Here is a 17,225-nt window from a genome sequence, read left to right as displayed (position 1 = left end):
GGCTAAGGCGGAACGCAGAGCGATGGGAGAAGGTGGGGACATGACCGAGTACGAGTCCGACCCGCGCCGGCCGGCCCCTACCGACGCCGAGCCGTCGCACCCCGAGCTGCCCCGCGCCGATCATGCGCGGTCCGACTCCCCATCCGTTCCGGTGGCCGATTCCACCGCCGAGGCACCGACCGTCCCGGTCCGTGCCGTCGAGACGTCGGCCCCCCGCGATCAGGACGCCGAGCCGACCCTGGCGGGACTGCCCGTCGCCGGCTCGTCCCCGCCCCCGCAGGCGGGCCCGCCCAGCCCCGGTCCCGGCCAACCGGCGCAGCAGGTCCCGGGCCAACCGGCCCAGCCGGTCTCCGGCCAGCATCCCTGGGGCCCCGGCTCGCACCCGTACCAGCCCGGGCCGCGTTATCCCGCCGCACCCTGGTACCCGGGCCAGTCCGGCTGGGCCGGCCAGCCGCAGCAGACCCCGCCCGGCGGGCCTGGGCATCCCGGATACCACCCCGGGCATCCGGGTGCGTCGTCGGCCGGCTACCCCGGGCAGCCGGCGCCGTGGGCACCGCAGCATTCCACCGGGCCTCGGCCGGGCCGGATCGCCAAGTTCGCCGGCGCCGGTGTAGCGGTGTTCGCGTTGATGCTCGGCAGCGGTGTCGCCGGCGGAGCGCTCGCCCTGGCGCTGGGCGACGGTGGCTCGATCACCCGCACCTTCTCCGCCGCTCCCGTGATCGACAGCGCCGACCTGCCGCGCATCGCCGCGTCGGTGCAGGACAGCGTCGTGTCGATCACCACCGGCAGTGGCGAGGGCTCCGGCGTGGTGCTCACCGCCGACGGCTACGTGCTGACCAACAACCACGTGATCGCCGGGGGTGGTGACACCGTTCGGGTGATCTTCGCCAACGGCACCAACGCCCAGGCGGAGATCGTCGGCACCGATCCGAAGACCGACCTGGCGGTGTTGAAGGCCAACGGGGTGAGCGAACTCAAGGCGGCCACCTTCGGCGACAGCGACGCGATGCAGGTCGGCGACCAGGTGCTCGCTCTGGGTAGTCCGCTCGGCCTGCAGGGCTCGGTGACCGCCGGCATCCTCAGCGCCCGCGACCGCACCATCCAGGCCGGCAGCGGCCAGCAGTTGCCCGGCCAGGCGGTCAGCTCGATCTCCGGGCTGCTGCAGACCGACGCGCCGATCAACCCCGGCAACTCGGGCGGGGCCCTAGTCAACACCCGCGGCGAGGTGATCGGCATCAACACCGCGATCGCCACCGCCGGGCAGGGCAACACCGGCAACATCGGCGTCGGTTTCGCCATTCCGAGCAACAAGGCCAAGGACATTGCGGACAAGCTCCAGCGACGTGAGAAGATCAGTCACCCGTCGCTCGGAGTGAGCGTGACCGGCACCACCGACGGCGGGGCGCTGATCAACGCCGTCACGCCGGGCAGCGCGGCCGAGCGGGCCGGGTTGCAACGCGGGGATGTGATCACCCGTTTCGGCGACAAGGTGATCAATGACTCGAACGACCTCGTCGGTGCCGTGCAGGCCGGCAAGGTCGGTGATCAGGTCGAGGTGACCTTCCAGCGAAATGGTGCCGAATCATCGGCAACCGTGACGCTCGCCGAAGCGTCATAAGTCAAGACCTGCCTCCCTACCGGGCGGCGGGTGGCGCGGCCAAGGGGGTTGGTCGCGGCGCCCGCCGCCCCTCCTTTTGGCTGCCGCACCCCTTGCCAGGCCCGGATCACCCCGACCGGATGAACCCGGCTCACCCTGGGCGCGGGCAGCCTCGGCGGTGAAGACCCGCAGAGGTATGGGGGTGACATGACCACCACCGCGTCCGCCGCCCGGACCGACGACCAGATCCAGCGCGACGTCCTCGACGAACTCACCTGGGACGCGCAAGTTCGCGCGACCGACATCGGTGTCGCCGTGTCCGACGGTGTGGTGACCCTGACCGGCCAGGTGGACAGCGACGCCCGCAGGTGGGCGGCGGTACGTAGCGCGCAGCGGATCCGCGGCGTACGGGCGGTCGCCGATGACATCGAGGTGATTCCGGTCGGGCCGGTCGACATCACCGACGGTGCGCTGGCCATCGCCGTCAGCCGGGCACTGGAGTGGAACAGCTTCGTACCGGCCCAGCGGTTGGACATCACCGTCGCCAACGGGTGGGTCATGCTGCGCGGCGAGGTGGAGTTCGGCTGGCAGCGGCGTACCGCCGAACGGGAGCTACGCCGAATCCGGGGCGTACGCGGGGTGACCAACCTGATCGAGGTACGGCCATCGGCCCGCCCGGACACCGACCGGACCCGCCGCGACGTGCAGCGGGCACTGCTGCGCGGGATCGGCACCGAACGGGTGACGGTCGAGGTGCACGGCGACACGGTGACCCTGAGCGGAGTGGTGCGTTCCTGGTGGGAACGGGACCAGGCGGACCGGGTGGCGTGGTCGGCCGAGGGTGTCCGTGCGGTACGTAACGAGCTGCTGGTGGGCGGTTGAGCATCGCCCGGTGTCTCGTTTGCCGGTACCCGGAACCGGGAAACCGCTTCGATCCCCGGCCCGCGTAATACGGCGGACCGGGTCGGCGCCACAAACCGACGGGGGAGGATTCGTGGCCCACAACCACGCTGCGGGCGAACGCCAGTTGCGGATCGCGATGGTGGTTCCACCCTGGCTGTCGGTGCCGCCACCCGGTTACGGCGGGTTGGAACAGGTGGTGGCCGGCCTGGTGGACGCGCTGGTCGATCGGGGACACGCGGTGACGTTGATGGGCGCCGGTGACGAACACGGCACCACGGGTGAGTTCCTGGCCACCCTCGACGAGTTGCAGTACGACCGACTCGGTGAGTCGCTGCCCGAACTGGCCCACCTGGCCCGGGTGAACCATCTGATCAGCGCAGCCGACTTCGACGTGGTCCACGACCACAGCACGATCGGTCCCCTGATCGCCGGGCGGCGCGACGTACCCACCGTGGCAACCGTGCACGGTAATCCGGTGGGGGAGTACGGCACCGTGCTCAGCGACACCGACCGTGGCGTCGGTCTGGTGGCCATCTCCCACGCCCAACGAAGACTGAACCCCCGCCTGCCCTGGATCGGTACGGTGCACAACGCGATGGAGATCGGCGACTTCCCGCGCAAGCACCGGCCCAGTCACGGCCCGGTGGTGTGGCTGGCCCGGTTCAGCCCGGACAAGGGACCGGAAGTGGCCATCAAGGCGTGCCGGGCGGCGGGCCTGCCGCTGGTGCTGGCCGGCAAGTGCAACGAGCCCGCCGAGCGGCGCTACTACGGCGAGGTCATCGCGCCGATGCTCGGCCCGGACGTCACCGTGGTGCTCGACGCCGACCGGGAGGCCGTGCTGCGCCTGCTGGTGGAGGCGCGTTGCCTCATCATGCCGATCCAGTGGGAGGAACCGTTCGGCATCGTGATGCTGGAGGCGATGGCCACCGGCACACCGGTGGTGGCGTTGAACCGGGGAGCGGTGCCGGAATTGGTCCGGCCGGGCGTCACCGGGCTGATCTGCCAGCGGCCGGAGGAGTTGCCGGCGGCACTGCGCGAAGCACCACACCTCGATCCGGCGGACTGTGTGGCGCACGTCGCGCGGACCTTCTCCATCGAGCGGATGGCGGCCGGCTACGAGGAGGTGTACCGCCGTTTCCTCGTGGCGGCGACGCCGCGATCGGCGATGCGGGAACCAGCGCGGATCACCCCGGGCTGAAATTGAACGGCCGGGTCAGACCCGCGCGGCACTCAGGGCGGTGATGGCAGCCTCCAGTTGCTGCGCGTACGCCGGGCTCAGCCCGTCCTCGCGGAGCCGGGTGGCCACCTTCTCGCGCAGCCGGGTGACCCCGGGACCGAGTTCACCCTCGCCGAGGCTGACCGCACGAGTCAGGTTGCGCAACTCGTTGCGCAGGTCGAGGCCGACATCCTCGCGGATGCCGCCGTCGGCCAGCCCGGAGCCGATCACGTCTTCGAGCCGATTCGCCGCCTCGATCAGGGTGTCCTGTGCTGCCGGCGCGGACGGTACGACCGTCGGGCTGGGTTGCGTGGCGGGACTGGTCGGCGGGGCGACCGACGGCTGCGGGCTGGCGCTCTCGGTGGCCCGTGTCGTCGGCTCCGGGGGTTCGGTCGGCCCGGCGGTCGGTAGCGCGGCGGGCGGATCGGCGTCGTCCGGCCACAATGCCGGCACCACCAGCGCCGCCCCGACGAGCATCACCAGGACCACGAGCGCCGGACGCAGCCACGACCGGCGTCCCTCGACGGTCGACCCGCCGTCGCGACGGGCATCCGATTCGCCGGCCGGAGTGGACCCGACCGCGGCGGGAACCGACTGCGGTACGCCGACCACCGGCGCCCCGGTGGTCGGTGCCTCCGGTGCACCGACCGTGCCGGGCGCGGACGCGACGGTGACCGGTGCGGTGACCGCAGGCAGCGTGACGGTCGGGGCGAGCATCGTGTTCGCCTGCGGATCGGCGGGCAGCATCTGCTCGCGCAGCACAGTGGCGACCTGGCGGGCCGTGGGCCGGTCGGCCGGGTCGCGGGACAGGCAGCGTAGACAGATCTGGGCCACGGCCGGCGGTAGCCCGGGCACCTCGCTGAGCGAGGGCGGCGAGCTGTCAGCCAGCGCGAGGCTGAGCTCCTCCCAGGTCTCCGCCGGGTACGGCACCCGCCCGGTCAACGTCTCGTACAGCAGCACCCCGAGCGAATAGACGTCGGTGGCCGGTTGGGACGGTGCCCCGTCGAGCCGCTCCGGGGCGACATAGGCCGGGGTGCCGAAGGTGGCGCCGTCCTCGTCGTCGTCGGGGGCGCCGATCCGGGTCGCGATCCCGAAGTCGAGCACCTTCGCCCCGACCTGGGTCATCATCACGTTGGCCGTGGTGACGTCCCGGTGCACGATGCCGAGCCGGTGCGCGGCGGCGAGAGCGTCGGCGACCTGCGCGGCGATCTCTATCGCCTCAGGCCAGGGCAGGGGCCCTTCGGTGAGCCGGAACTCCAGTTCCTCGCCGGAGAGCAGCTCCATCACCACGAACGAGGTGATGGTGCCGTCCGGTGACACCGTTTCGCCGTAGTCGTGGACCGACGTCACGTGTGGATGGACGAGCTGCGCGGCGGCCCGGGCCTCCTCGCGGACCATGTCGCGGAACCGGGCGTCGGCGGCCAGTGACGGGGCGAGCACCTTCAGCGCCACCACCCGGTCGAGGACCTCGTCGTGGGCTCGCCAGATGACCGACATGCCACCGGCGCCGATCTGGTCGATCAGCCGGTATCGGGTGGCCAGCAACCGGCCGGGCTGCAGTGCCGGCTTCACGTTTTGCACCTGCCTCATAGCTGGGAGCGGTATCAGGTTGCGCGAATGTTGCCGTCCTGTCAACGGGCTTGGGGTGGCGCCGGCTGGCGTACCAGGGTGAACGGGTTACGGCCTGGGCGTGCCAGGATGAACGGCATGGCGCGGGGACCGGTGGCGTTCGTGCTCGGCGGCGGGGGAGTGCTCGGCGCGGTCGAGGTGGGCATGTTGCGTGCGCTGTTCCGGGCGGAGATCCGCCCGGACATGGTGCTGGGCACGTCGATCGGTGCGGTCAACGGTGCACTGGTGGCCGCCGATCCGTCCGAGGCGGTCACCGACCGGCTGGTCCGGCTCTGGGCCTCGCCGGAGGCGAGCGAGGTGTACGGCGACTCGGTCGCCCGGCAGTTGCGCCGGTTCGCCGCCCGTACCCACCTGCACTCGCCCCGACCGCTGCGCAAGCTGCTGGAGAGCGAGTTGGGCGCGGAGACCACCTTCGCCGACCTGAAGATCCCCTTCCGCTGCTGCGCGGCGAACATCGAGCGGGCTGCCGAGCACTGGTTCGTCAGCGGCCCGGTGGTGCCCGCCGTGCTCGCGTCGGCCTCCGTGCCCGGGCTGCTGCCGCCGGCACGGATCGGTGACCAGCACTACGTCGACGGTGGCATCGTCAACTCGATCCCGATCGGCGAGGCGGTCGCGGCGGGCGCCAGCCGCATCTTCGTACTCCAGGTGGGCCGGATCGAGCGGGCGCTGACCCCGCCCCGGCGGCCCTGGGAGATCGCCCAGGTCGCGTTCGAGATCGCGCGCCGGCACCGGTTCGCCCGGGAGATGGCCGCCCTGCCCGACGGGGTGGAGGTGCACGTGTTGCCGACCGGCGGCCTGGAGCCGCGCGACGACACCCCGTGGGCGTACCGGGACATGGCGGCGGTGGGCCGGCGGATCAGCCGCGCCTACGCGGCGTCCCGGCACTACCTGGCGAACCTGGAACGCTGATGCCGCTACCGCCCAGGTGGCTACGCCGTCTGTTGCTGGCACCCGGCGTGGTGCTGCTGGCCGCCCTGCTGGTGACCACGGTGCCGTTCTGGGCCTTGCTCGCTCTGGCCGCCTCGCCGTTCGTACCCGGGCGGCTGCGCCCGCTGCGGTTGCTCTGGATCGGCTTCTTCTACCTGATCTGGGACGCGGCGGCACTGATCTGTCTGTTCGTGCTCTGGCTGGCGTCCGGGTTCGGTTGGCGGGTCAGCGCGCCGGCCTTCCAACGCGCCCACTACGTGCTGGCGGGTTGGTTCCTGCGGGTGTTCTTCTGGCAGGCCCGGTGGGCGCTTCGACTGAGCATCGAGGTGGTCGGCACCGACCCGGACACCGCCCTGCCGGGCCGTCCTGAGCTGGTCGTCAGCCGGCACGCCGGGCCGGGTGACTCGTTCATCCTGATCCACGCCCTGGTGAACTGGTTCCAGCGGGAGCCACGGATCGTCCTCAAGGACACCCTTCAGTGGGATCCGGCGATCGACGTGCTGCTCAACCGGCTGCCGAGTCGCTTCATCGCACCCGGGCGGGAGGGCCGGGGCTCGCTCAGCGAGCAGGTCGGGCACCTGGCCACCGGGCTGGACGACGACGACGCCTTCGTGATCTTCCCGGAAGGCGGCAACTTCACCCCGAGACGCCGGGTGCGGGCCATCGAGCGGCTGCGGGACCGGGGACACCATCGGATGGCGCTCAAGGCGGAGGCCATGCGGCACGTGCTCGCCCCGCAGCCCGGCGGGCTGCTGGCGGCGCTGGACGCCGCACCGGACGCCGGTGTGATCTTCGTGGCGCACACCGGTCTGGACAAGATGCTCACCGTCGGTGACGTGTGGCGGGAACTGCCGATGGACAAGCAGCTGTTGATGCGGTTCTGGTCGGTGCCGCCGGAGGAGATCCCGGCCGAGCGGCAACAGCGCATCGACTGGTTGTACGACTGGTGGAGTCAGATTGACGCGTGGATCGCCGCGAATCGGGACGGCGCCGCGTAGGGTTCGTGAATGGACCAGATCAGCGTGGTGACGACGGTGGTCGACGCGCGTTCGGTCGCGGACCTGCTGGCCGCCGCTGCCGTGGCCGGACGGCTGGCGGCCTGCGCTCAGGTGGGCGGCCAGGTGGAGAGCACGTACTGGTGGCGGGGCGGGGTGGAGACCAGCACCGAATGGTCGGTGCAGTTCAAGACCGCAACGGACCGGGCCGACGCTCTGGTGGAGCAGATCCGCGCCAGCCATCCGTACGAGGTGCCGGAGATCCTGGTCAGCCGGGTGGACTGCGGCCACCCCGAGTACGCCGCCTGGGTGTTCGAACACACCCGTCCCTGAGTACCCGGACTCTGGTGCGACCGGCCACGCGAGTCAAAGATGACTGCGTGAACGGCTACCCCTGTCCGGCGTGTGGTGCGTCGGCGAACCTCACCTCGGGCTGTCCCGGCTGCGGCCGCCCGCCGTACCCGGCCGCAGCCGAGGTGATCCGGCTCGACCAGGAAATCCTCCGGCTCGGCGCGGAGACGCAGCGGGCTCGGGCGGCGTACGAAGGGTTGACCGGTCGGCTCGTGGCGGCGCAGCAGCGACGCGCCGAGTTGGCCGCCGCGATACGCACCGAGTTCCCGACGCCGATCGTGACCCGTGCGCCGGGCATCGCCGTCCACCCCGGCGTCGTACCGCCGGCTCCGGTGCCGGGCGCCGTGCCGTCGCCGGCAGCGCACGGGCCGGGCGGGGCGGGGGCGGGGCCGGTCGGGTGGCCCGGCATGACGCCGGTCGGCCCGGCGACCCGTCCGGGCGGTGCGGAGGCCTCGACGCGGACCGTGCAGGGGCTGCTGTTCGTCCTGGGTGGGCTGCTGCTGGGCACCGCCGCGACGGTGTTCACGGCGGTGGCCTGGGCCTCGGTGGGGGTGCCGGGCCGGGCACTGATCCTGCTGGCGTTCACCATGCTGCTGCTCGCCGTTCCGCTGGTGGCGCGCTGGCGTGGGCTGCGCGGCACCGCCGAGACGTTCGCCGCCGTCGGGCTGTTGCTGGTGGTGCTCGACGGGTACGCCGCCTGGTCGGTGGACCTGTTCGGGGTGACCGGCTGGCCGGGCAGCCGGTACGCCGCTCTCGTCGCGGCCGTCAGCGCGGCCCTGGCCGTCGGGTACGCCCGACTCAGCCGGCTGACCGTGCCGTGGTTCGCGGCGCTGCTCGCCGGGCAGCCGGTGCTGCCGCTGCTCGCCGCCGAGGCCCGGCCGGAGACGGCCGGTCTGGCGGTGGTTTTCGTCGGGGTGGCGCTGGTCGACCTGGCGGTGTTGGTCGCGCTGCGGCGCCGGCCGGGGGACGTCGCGGGCGAGGGGGCCACGACGACCTCGGCGGTGCGGATCGCCGGCCAGGTGACCGCCGGGGCCGGGTACGCCGTGGCGCTGCTGCTGGCCGCAGGTTGTGCGCTGGTGCCGCTGCTCGTCGGGCGGGCCGGTGGGGTGGCGGTGCTGGCCGGCGTACCGATGTTGCTGGTGGCGCTGGCCCTGCTCGGTGCGGCGCTGCTGCTCGGCGGTTCGACGGCGCGGGCGGTGACGGCTGGCGCGCTCGTGCCGGTGCTCGCCCTGGCGCTGATCCGCCCGGTCGGGGAACTGCGCGGGTCGGTGATGCTGGTGGTGGCGGCACTGGTGGTGGCGGTGCTGGCCGGTGCGGTGCGACTGCTTCCGGTGAGCTGGCAGTCCGGTCCCCGGATCGGCGCCGTGCTGGTGGCCGCCGCCGCTGCGCAGCTGACCATGCTGATCACGTTGGTGTGGGCGGTTGCCGCGGTCGGCCGGTCGTTGCCGCCGTGGCGGGGGGCCACGGCCGGGCCGGTCTTGGCCTGGGGCTGGCAGCTGCCGGTCGCGGTGGCGTTGAGTGCGGCGGCGGTGGCCTGGCTGCTGCCCCGGGCCGCCCGTCCGGCGATCGCGGCGGTCGGCGTCGCCGCGACGGCGCTCGCCCTCCCGGTGGCCTGGGCCGCCCCGTGGCCGGCCGTGGTGGCCCTGGACCTGCTGGTCGCCGTGGCACTGCTGGCCGCCTCGGTGGCCCGCCCGGTGCGCCGGGCGACGGTGCTGGCCTCGGCGTTGGCCGGAGCCGTGCTGCTCGGGCACGGGTTGCTGGTCGGCCTGGCCGCTCCGGCCGGGGCCGGTGCGGCGTGTGCGGTGGTGCTCATCGCCGGCCTCGGGGTGGCCGCCGTGGGGCGTCGCGGCGTACCCGCACAACGCGTGGTGGCCGGGTACGCCCTGCTCGCGGCGGTGCTCGTGGTGCCGGCCGGTGCGGCGATCGCGCTGATCGGCGCCGGTGCGCCGCCCTGGTGGCAGGCCCGGGCGGCACTGGCGGCCCTCGCGCTGCCGGCGGTCGCGCTGCTCACCCTCCGTGCACACTGGCCCGACCTGCGGGCGTACGCCTCGACCGGGTTCGCCGTGGTGGCCGCCCTGACCGGTCTCGCGTCGGTTGCCGTACCGGCCGACGAACCGCTGGCCCTCTACACGGCCGGGGCGGCGCTGCTGGTCGCGCTGGCCGGGTTCCGCTGCCGTCCCTCGGTCGCGTTGTCGGTGGCCGGCCTCGGGCTGGCCGCCGTGGCGGTGTTGGCCGCTGTCCCGGTGGCCCTGACCGCGCTAATGACCCCGTACGGACCGCCGCCCGCCGTCTGGTCCGGTGCACCGCCGGTGCAGTCGGTCGCGGGCGCGGTGCCGGTCGGTCTGGCCCTGGCGGTGCTGGCCCTGGCAGCGGTGCTGGCGGCCTGGCCGACCGACCGGGCCGGCGGGTGGCGTCTCGCTGCGGCGGTGCTGCCGTTCGTGGCGCTCGCCGGGCCGGTGCTGCTGGTGGCCGCCCGCGCACCGTGGCCGCTGGTGCCGGGGATGGCCCTGCTCGGTGGCGTGGCGCTGCTGCTGGTCATCGCGCTGCGGTCTGCCGCGACTGTGTTCGTCGCGGTCGGTGTGCCGGTGGGGCTGGTGCTGACCGGGGCCGGACTGGTCAACCTCCAGGCCACCCGGGCCGGGACGCTCGCCGCGCTGGGCCTGCTGGTGGTGGCGGCGACCGTGGCCGGGATGGCCGCCCGGCGCCTCGCGGTGCGGATGGCCGGCTGGCTGATCGCGGTCACCGCGGCGACCGGCTTCGCGATCACCGCCCCGTTGGCCGGCGGGCTGCCGCTACGGGTGGCGGCGTTCGCGGTGCTCGGCGTGGCCGCTGTGGTGCTGGCGCTGGCCGCGATCGGGCCTGCCCGCCGGGCCACCGGCCAGACCTCGGGCGTGCCGGCCCCGCCGGCGGCGCTGTTGAGCCGGGCACTGGACGCCGCCGCGCAGGCGGTGGCGCTGGTCGCGCTCCTGCTCACCAGTGGTGCGTCCCGGCACGCCGCCACGGTCTGCGTGCTCTGGGCCGTCGCGGTCGGACTGCGGCTGCTGGGCCGAGGCGAGTCGACCGCGCGGCGGTGGGTCTTCGCCGCGATCTCCGCCGGCAACGTGCTGCTCGCCAGTTGGCTGCTGCTGGTGGCCGGTGGCGTGACGGTGCTGGAGGCGTACACCGTGCCGCTGGCGGTGTTGGCGCTCGGTGCGGGCACGGCGGCGTTGCGTACCCGACCGGGGTTGACCAGCTGGCTCGCGCTCGGTCCCGGCCTGGCCGCGGTGCTGCTGCCCAGCCTGGCCGCCGTGCTGTTCGGCGCCGACCCGCAACCGTGGCGGCGGCTGCTGCTCGGCGCCGCCGCGCTCGCCGCGACGCTGCTCGGGGCGAGCCGGCGCTGGCAGGCGCCGGTGCTGCTCGGCGGGATGACGCTGGCCGTGCTCGCCCTGCACGAGCTGGTACGCAGCTGGGACCTGCTGCCCCGATGGGCCTACCTCGGCGCCGCCGGGCTGGCCCTGATCGCCCTGGCCACCACCTACGAGCGTCGCCGCCGCGATTTGCTCCGCCTCCGCGCCACGGTCAGCCGGATGAGCTGAAGCCGGCAGAACGGAGTTGATCACGGACCCGAGCCGCCTGCCGGCCGGAGCGGGGTGCGGTCACCGCCGATCGATCGTTGCTGGTCGGCGTGGTGGCGGAGGGCAGCGGTAGGGTCTGGCCATGGCAGAGGTGCTCACCGCTGAGGCGGTACGAGACGAGCTGGGTGGGTTGGCGGGCTGGTCGCAGGACTCCGCCGGGATCACCCGCACCGTGGAGCTGGCCAGTTTTCCGGACGCCATCGCGCTGGTCGATCGGGTGGCCGTGACGGCCGAGGAGTTGGACCACCACCCGGACATCGACATCCGCTGGCGCACGGTGACCTTCCACTGCGTGACCCACTCGGCGGGGGGCGTCACCGGGCGGGACATCGAGTTGGCTCGGCGGATCGACGAGATCGTGGGAGACGACCGGTGAGATTCGAGATCAGCAAGGTGCTGGACGCCATCGAGGGTCGGGTATGCACCGATCCGCAGTTGGCCCGCGCAGTGGTCGACCTGGCCGAGATCATCCGGTATCAGGACCTCGACGGTGGTCGTCCGGCCAGCACGCTGCGCCTCGGCATGGTCATCGACGCGCTGGCACGCAGCCTGGAGGAGGACAGCGTCCCGGTCTACGCGGTGGTGCACCGGGGGGTGCTCTCCGACGCGGACCTGACCTCGAACGAGCGGATGGTGGTGCGTCGCTGGGCCGACGACGGCCTGGTCGAGGTGCTCGACAACCCCGGTGACCGGATGCTGGAGGTGGCCGACCTGCTCGGCCTGCCGATGCTCAGCCGGGTGCGCTTCGACGGCCTGCGCGGGCGGTTCCCGTGGCTGGTCGAGCAGCCTGGTCGGGTGCTCGCCCCGGTCCCGGGTGCCGGCGGGCCGGTGTTCATCGCCCACGTCGGTGGCGGTCACACGCCGGTGGCCGGGCCACCGGCGCCGGCCGCAGCCCAACTGCTCGCCCGTGAATGGCGCTGCTCCGAATCCGGCTGCAACCTGTTCGGTGGCGGTGGAGGCGGTGGTGCCTTCGCCGACCTGGCCCGGGTGGACCGGGCGCCGACCGGTCAGCCGCCGCCGTCGCTGCGCAACGGCGTACCGACCTGTCCCCGGCACGGCACCCGGCTGCGTGACGCCGGTCCCCGGCCACGCAGCGAGGTCCTCGCGGTACGCGTCGGTGGCCTGATCCGGCGTCGGTTCGTGCTTACCGAGGAACAGTCGGTGCTGGTGGGTCGGGCGCCGGACGGCACCGGCGGCATCATGCTCGGCCAGTGGCTCAACGACGAGGCCCGCCGGTGGATCAGTCGCAGCCACCTGCGGTTGGAGTTGCGCGGCGGCGACGTGGTGATCACCGACGTGAGTACCAACGGTTCCGGCATCCGCCCGGCCGGTTCGCTGGCGGACGCGGACCGCATCCCGCTGGCCCCGCAACAGTCCCGGGTGCTGGCCAGTGGCGACATGGTGGAGCTGTACCCGGGAGTGCAGATCGGTCGTCCGGCCGCGCTGCCGACGGGTGCGCCGTACAACCCCGACTCGGTGATGTCCGAGGCCCCGACGATGGCGATGCGCCTGCCCCGCTGACCCGACGCCGCGACGCGGGTGGGCGCCCGGGACCTGGCACCCACCCGCGTCGGTACGGCTGTTCAGCCGGCCAGTACGGCCGCCAACTGCTCGACCGCGTGGTCGATCTCCTCGGCGGTGATCGTCAGCGGTGGTGCCAGCCGGATCGTCGAGCCGTGCGTGTCCTTGGCCAGTACGCCGCGCTCCATCAGCCGCTCGCAGGCCTCCCGGCCGCTCATCAGCGCCGGGTCGATGTCCAGCCCGGCCCACAGGCCCCGGCCGCGTACGGCGACCAGACCCTTGCCGATCAGGGCGTGCAGCCCGGCGTGCAGCCGCTCGCCCAGCTCGGCCGAGCGGCGCTGGAACTCGCCGGTGGCCAGCAGCCGGACCACCTCGGTGGCCACCGCGCAGGCGAGCGGGTTGCCGCCGAAGGTGGAGCCGTGCTGGCCCGGCCTGAGCACGCCGAGCACGTCGGCGTCGGCCGCCACTGCGGAGACCGGCACGATGCCCCCGCCGAGCGCCTTGCCCAGCAGGTACATGTCCGGTACGACACCCTCCTGCTCGCAGGCGAACGTGGCACCGGTACGCCCCAGGCCGGACTGGATCTCGTCGGCGATGAACAGCACGTTGCGCTCGGTGCAGAGCTGCCGCACCCCCGGCAGGTAGCCGGTCGGCGGCACCACCACACCCTGTTCGCCCTGGATCGGCTCCAGCAGCACCGCGACGGTGTGCTCGTCGACCGCCTCGGCCAACGCGGTGAGATCGCCGTACGGGACGATCTTGAAACCCGGGGTGTACGGCCCGAAGTCGGCGCGGGCGTCGGCATCGGTGGAGAAGCTCACGATGGTGGTCGTACGCCCGTGGAAGTTGCCCTCCGCGACCACGATGTTGGCCTGACCGGCCGGCACCCCCTTGACCTGATAGCCCCACTTGCGGGCCACCTTGATGCCGGTCTCCACGGCCTCGGCCCCGGTGTTCATCGGCAGCACCAGGTCCTTGCCGCACAGCGCGGCCAGTTCCCGGCAGAAGTCGGCGAACTGGTCGTGGATGAACGCCCGGCTGGTCAGCGTCAGCCTGTCGAGCTGGGCGTGCGCGGCGGCGATCAACGTCGGGTGGCGGTGGCCGAAGTTCAGTGCCGAGTAGCCGGCCAGGCAGTCCAGGTAGCGCCGACCGTCCACGTCGGTCACCCAGGCGCCCTCGGCGGAGGAGATCACCACCGGCAGCGGGTGGTAATTGTGCGCGGTGTGGCGCTCCGCGTCCTGCACCGCGGCTGGGGTCCGCAGCATGTCCTCGATCATCGGCTTGCCTTTCCCTGACGGAGTCGCAACGTGCAGCACTTCGGGCCACCGCCGGCCTTGCGTAGCTCGGACAGGTCGACGCCGATGGTCTGGTAGCCCCGGTCACGCAGCTTGGCGGCCAAGCCGGTGGCCTGCTCGGGCAGCACCACGTGCCGGCCGTCGCTGACCGCGTTGAGGCCGAGCACCTGGGCGTCGGCCATGGTGGCGTGCACCGCGTCCGGGAAGAGGCGACGCAGCACGGCCTGGCTGCCGGGGGAGAACGCCTCCGGCAGGTACGCCACGGTCTGCTCGTCGAGCACGGTCAGCGCGGTGTCCAGGTGGTAGAAGCGCGGGTCGACCAACTGCATGGTGATCACCGGATAGCCGAAGACCTCCTGCAACTGGGCGTGTGAGGCGTGTGCGGTACGGAATCCGGTGCCGGCGAGCAGGTAGTCACCGGCCAGCAGGATGTCGCCTTCGCCCTCGTTGACGTGCTTCGGGTCGTACATCTCGAAGCCGGCTTGCTCGAACCAGGCACGGTAGGCGGGGGCCTCGTCGGCGCGCTGCGGGTCGCGGAACTGCACCGCCATCGCCTTGCCGTCGATCACGGTGCCGCCGTTGGCGGCGAAGACCATGTCCGGCAGGCCCGGCACCGGGGTGATCTCCTCGACGGTGTGCCCCAGGTCCCGGTAGACCTGCCGCAGCCGCTCCCACTGCCGGATGGCGAGGTCGGTGTCGACCGGGGCGGTCGGGTCCATCCACGGGTTGATCGCGTAGTCGACGGCGAAGTACGTCGGCCGGCACATCAGAAAGCGCGCTCGGGTGGCGTCCATCGTCATTGTCCTGCTCCCAGGGTCTCCGCGCGCCCTGGCCACCGTCGGCCCACGGGCTGGCGCGTGGCTCAACGGTATGCGGCGCCGACCCGCAGGATCCACCGCTGAGCCTTGCAGGAAGCAGCTGATCGTTGCGTTTGAGCGGCTTCTACCGACTGATCGTTGCAGGCATCGCTTGATCGACACCGATCCGCCGCGTCGGCCCGGCTTGATCGACACCGATCCGCCGCGTCGGCCCGGCTTGATCGACGCCGGTCCGCCGCGTCGGACCCGCTTGATCGACACCATTTCGCCGGGATGGCGGTATCCGGCCTGTCTCGATACCGGCATCCCGGCGAAACGGCGAAGGACACACGTCAGGGGCGGCGAAACGCCGCCCCTGACGAAGTGTGTGCCCGGCTGGTGAACCACCAGAACTGGTCGGGCCGGCGGCCGGTTCCTCACCGGCCGGGCGCCGGTGAACCACCGGCGCGGCGAGAAGTGCCCGCTAGATTCGATCCACAAACTGTGAATCAAGCCACTCGCGCAGCCGGGCCACCGTGTCGCCGTCGGTGGTCGGCCAGTCGTACTGCCCGGTCATCGCCAGCACGCCCAGCACCACCGCGCCGAGGCCGAAGGCGATCCCGAACAGGGCATCGGGCTTGCCTGCGATGTGCCGACGCCGGGTTGCGATCAGCCCGAGTACGGCGAGGACCGCGCCGAACGCACCGATGCCGATGCCGTACCCGGCGAGTGTCCCGGTCAGTACGAACAGCAGGCCGGCGACCCCGACGATCAGGCCGAGGGTGGCCAGCAGGCTGGTCCGAGGCCGCCGACGATCGGAGACCACCTGCGGGTCGTCCCCAGCGACGGCCGGCTTCCGGCCGCGCTCGGTGCTGCCGTCCCGCTCAACCTCTGCGTCGCGCTCAAGATCGGCCGTACGGTCCCGGTCGACCACGCCGTTCCGGGCCGTGGTGTTGTCTTGGCCGGTGGTGCGCTCCTGGGTGGTGCGGTCCGGGGTGGTGGTGCGGTCCGGGGTGGTGGTGCGGTCCGGGGTGGTGGTGCGGTCGCGGGGTGGTGCGGGGGCGGTGGCGCGGGCTCGGCGGGAGCCGTCGACGCCGGAACGGGCCGTGGCGGCTCGGGCGGCCGCTCGCTCGGCGGCAGGCTGCTCGGCGCTGCTGCCGGTCTGCCCGGACGCAGCTTCCGTGGCGCCGCCGGTGGCCGTGCCGCGCCTGGTGGTGGTCTGGTCGGCCGGGCGGCCCGCGGTGGCCGGGGTGGCGGATCGCTCGGCGGTGAGGGCTGTCGTGCCGCCGCGGTAGGTCCCACCGTTGTCACGTTCCGCGGCGGGACGGGTGTCGGTGGCGACCGTGGCACTGCGGTCGGCGTCCTCGTCGACCGTCGTCGCCGGCTCCGTCCGGCGGGACAGCGAAGGAAATCTCATAGGTGTCACCTCCTGGTCATGCGTGGCAGGCCCCACCCCGTTACCACCTGCACGCGCCAATACGACCCAGACGTACCCACCCGCCCTCCTGCCGACACGTTCCCATAGTAGATCTTGGCGCGAAACCGCCTGCCCGAGGGCGGTTTCGCACCAAGATCAGCCGATTTCAGCGGCGGGGGCGGGTGAAGGGAGAGAGGACGGAGGTGAGCAGGGCCAGGCGGCGCGGCCGGGAGACGAGCACCGGGCGGTCGCGTACGCATCGCACGAGAACCTCGACCGCTTGGTCGACCGAGATCATCAGCGGCCGTACCGATCCCTTGGCCATCTTGGTGTCCACGAAGCCGAACCGGACGGTGGTGACGCTCACGCCCTGTCCGCGCAGTGCCGCCGACAACCCCATCAGGTACGACGACAGCCCGGCCTTCGAACCGGCGTAGCCGGGTGCATCCCCGGAGACCAGCCGGTCGGCGAGGCTGGACAGTCCGATGAGGTGCCCGTCACCGGCCGCCGTCATCCTGGGTACGACGGTGGCCGCTGTGCGTACCGCGCCCATCAGGTTGACCTCGAAGGTACGGGTCTGGGTGTCCAGGTCGGCCAGGTCGACGGGCTCGCCGATGCCGGCGGCGTACACGCAGAGGTCGACCTGGCCCAGCTCGTCGATCGCCTTGCCGAGCACCTCCGGATAGTCCGGCGCGGTCACGTCGACGGTGTGATGGGTGTACGTGGGGACGGCGATGGTGTTGTCCCGGCGGGACAGTCCGGCGACCCGCCACCCGTCGGCCAGCAGCCGACGGGTGAACGCCAGCCCGATCCCGTCGCTGTTGCCGACCACCACCGCGCAGCGCAGCCGATCCGTCATGACCACCGTCCCTTTTCGCACCGCGTGGCATCCGCCGTCCCCGGCGTCCTGAGGCGCAATTGAACCAGACGTTCCTGCCCGATCCCTACCGGCGAGTAGTGGTG

At 72.7% G+C, this 17,225-nt stretch carries 14 protein-coding genes; 9 read left to right on the top strand and 5 right to left on the bottom strand.

All coding sequences use genetic code 11. The features are described 5' to 3' along the window. Window positions 1-40: 40 nt before the first annotated feature. The 3 genes from AB0M35_RS22405 to AB0M35_RS22395 all read left to right on the top strand — a co-directional run bounded on the left by AB0M35_RS22405 (window position 41) and on the right by AB0M35_RS22395 (window position 3,698). Entirely contained in the window at window positions 41-1,618 is a 1,578-nt protein-coding gene (locus AB0M35_RS22405) for a trypsin-like peptidase domain-containing protein (protein ID WP_363747553.1), read from the top strand. A gap of 186 nt (window positions 1,619-1,804) precedes the next feature. After that, window positions 1,805-2,479, top strand: coding sequence for a BON domain-containing protein (locus AB0M35_RS22400; protein ID WP_363747551.1), 675 nt, complete (start codon window positions 1,805-1,807; stop codon window positions 2,477-2,479). Window positions 2,480-2,636: 157 nt separating this feature from the next. Next, window positions 2,637-3,698, top strand: coding sequence for a glycosyltransferase family 4 protein (locus AB0M35_RS22395; protein ID WP_363747611.1), 1,062 nt, complete (start codon window positions 2,637-2,639; stop codon window positions 3,696-3,698). Between the two features lie 15 nt (window positions 3,699-3,713). On the opposite strand, the gene AB0M35_RS22390 is transcribed toward AB0M35_RS22395, so the two are convergent. Further along, window positions 3,714-5,288 (bottom strand): protein kinase, encoded by a 1,575-nt coding sequence (locus AB0M35_RS22390; RefSeq protein WP_363747550.1) that lies wholly within the window; start codon window positions 5,286-5,288, stop codon window positions 3,714-3,716. A gap of 135 nt (window positions 5,289-5,423) precedes the next feature. Here AB0M35_RS22390 and AB0M35_RS22385 point away from each other — a divergent pair, with 135 nt between their 5' ends. The 6 genes from AB0M35_RS22385 (at window position 5,424) to AB0M35_RS22360 (ending at window position 12,753) form a co-directional block, all read left to right on the top strand. Beyond that, a complete protein-coding gene (locus AB0M35_RS22385; protein WP_363747549.1) occupies window positions 5,424-6,254 on the top strand; it encodes a patatin-like phospholipase family protein in 831 nt (276 codons plus the stop codon). Next, complete coding sequence (locus AB0M35_RS22380; RefSeq protein ID WP_363747548.1) at window positions 6,254-7,270, top strand: 1-acyl-sn-glycerol-3-phosphate acyltransferase; 1,017 nt, start codon at window positions 6,254-6,256, stop codon at window positions 7,268-7,270. The genes AB0M35_RS22385 and AB0M35_RS22380 overlap by 1 nt, the downstream gene beginning before the upstream one ends. Before the next feature lie 9 nt (window positions 7,271-7,279). Further along, window positions 7,280-7,600, top strand: coding sequence for a divalent-cation tolerance protein CutA (gene cutA / locus AB0M35_RS22375; protein WP_363747547.1), 321 nt, complete (start codon window positions 7,280-7,282; stop codon window positions 7,598-7,600). 47 nt (window positions 7,601-7,647) lie between these two features. Then, window positions 7,648-11,193, top strand: coding sequence for a hypothetical protein (locus AB0M35_RS22370; RefSeq protein WP_363747546.1), 3,546 nt, complete (start codon window positions 7,648-7,650; stop codon window positions 11,191-11,193). Window positions 11,194-11,314: 121 nt separating this feature from the next. Continuing rightward, window positions 11,315-11,608: a 4a-hydroxytetrahydrobiopterin dehydratase gene (locus tag AB0M35_RS22365; RefSeq protein WP_363747545.1), complete on the top strand. Its 294-nt coding sequence runs from the start codon at window positions 11,315-11,317 to the stop codon at window positions 11,606-11,608. After that, on the top strand, window positions 11,605-12,753 hold the full coding sequence (locus AB0M35_RS22360; protein WP_363747543.1) for an FHA domain-containing protein: 1,149 nt from the start codon (window positions 11,605-11,607) through the stop codon (window positions 12,751-12,753). The genes AB0M35_RS22365 and AB0M35_RS22360 overlap by 4 nt, the downstream gene beginning before the upstream one ends. A 62-nt stretch (window positions 12,754-12,815) precedes the next feature. On the opposite strand, the gene rocD is transcribed toward AB0M35_RS22360, so the two are convergent. The 4 genes from rocD to AB0M35_RS22340 all read right to left on the bottom strand — a co-directional run bounded on the left by rocD (window position 12,816) and on the right by AB0M35_RS22340 (window position 17,121). Further along, complete coding sequence (gene rocD / locus AB0M35_RS22355) at window positions 12,816-14,030, bottom strand: ornithine--oxo-acid transaminase (RefSeq protein WP_363747541.1); 1,215 nt, start codon at window positions 14,028-14,030, stop codon at window positions 12,816-12,818. After that, a complete protein-coding gene (gene ddaH, locus AB0M35_RS22350) occupies window positions 14,027-14,842 on the bottom strand; it encodes a dimethylargininase (protein ID WP_363747540.1) in 816 nt (271 codons plus the stop codon). Before ddaH ends, rocD begins: the two co-directional genes overlap by 4 nt. A gap of 487 nt (window positions 14,843-15,329) precedes the next feature. Next, window positions 15,330-16,262, bottom strand: coding sequence for a DUF308 domain-containing protein (locus tag AB0M35_RS22345; protein WP_363747539.1), 933 nt, complete (start codon window positions 16,260-16,262; stop codon window positions 15,330-15,332). Window positions 16,263-16,428: 166 nt separating this feature from the next. Next, window positions 16,429-17,121, bottom strand: a complete 693-nt coding sequence (locus AB0M35_RS22340; protein ID WP_363747537.1) for an SDR family NAD(P)-dependent oxidoreductase — start codon at window positions 17,119-17,121, stop codon at window positions 16,429-16,431. Window positions 17,122-17,225 lie beyond the last annotated feature (104 nt).

Source organism: Micromonospora sp. NPDC051196 (assembly GCF_040682415.1).
Classification (GTDB): Bacteria; Actinomycetota; Actinomycetes; order Mycobacteriales; family Micromonosporaceae; genus Micromonospora.
The sequence above is the reverse complement of the archived record's forward strand: the minus strand, read 5'-3'. Positions and strand labels throughout refer to the sequence as shown.

Coding starts and splice junctions, on each gene's coding strand:
- AB0M35_RS22405 (WP_363747553.1), top strand. CDS start 41: ATGACCGAGTACGAGTCCGACCCGCGCCGGCCGGCCCCTACCGACGCC.
- AB0M35_RS22400 (WP_363747551.1), top strand. CDS start 1,805: ATGACCACCACCGCGTCCGCCGCCCGGACCGACGACCAGATCCAGCGC.
- AB0M35_RS22395 (WP_363747611.1), top strand. CDS start 2,637: ATGGTGGTTCCACCCTGGCTGTCGGTGCCGCCACCCGGTTACGGCGGG.
- AB0M35_RS22385 (WP_363747549.1), top strand. CDS start 5,424: ATGGCGCGGGGACCGGTGGCGTTCGTGCTCGGCGGCGGGGGAGTGCTC.
- AB0M35_RS22380 (WP_363747548.1), top strand. CDS start 6,254: ATGCCGCTACCGCCCAGGTGGCTACGCCGTCTGTTGCTGGCACCCGGC.
- cutA (WP_363747547.1), top strand. CDS start 7,280: ATGGACCAGATCAGCGTGGTGACGACGGTGGTCGACGCGCGTTCGGTC.
- AB0M35_RS22365 (WP_363747545.1), top strand. CDS start 11,315: ATGGCAGAGGTGCTCACCGCTGAGGCGGTACGAGACGAGCTGGGTGGG.
- rocD (WP_363747541.1), bottom strand. CDS start 14,030: ATGATCGAGGACATGCTGCGGACCCCAGCCGCGGTGCAGGACGCGGAG.
- ddaH (WP_363747540.1), bottom strand. CDS start 14,842: ATGGACGCCACCCGAGCGCGCTTTCTGATGTGCCGGCCGACGTACTTC.
- AB0M35_RS22345 (WP_363747539.1), bottom strand. CDS start 16,262: ATGAGATTTCCTTCGCTGTCCCGCCGGACGGAGCCGGCGACGACGGTC.
- AB0M35_RS22340 (WP_363747537.1), bottom strand. CDS start 17,121: ATGACGGATCGGCTGCGCTGCGCGGTGGTGGTCGGCAACAGCGACGGG.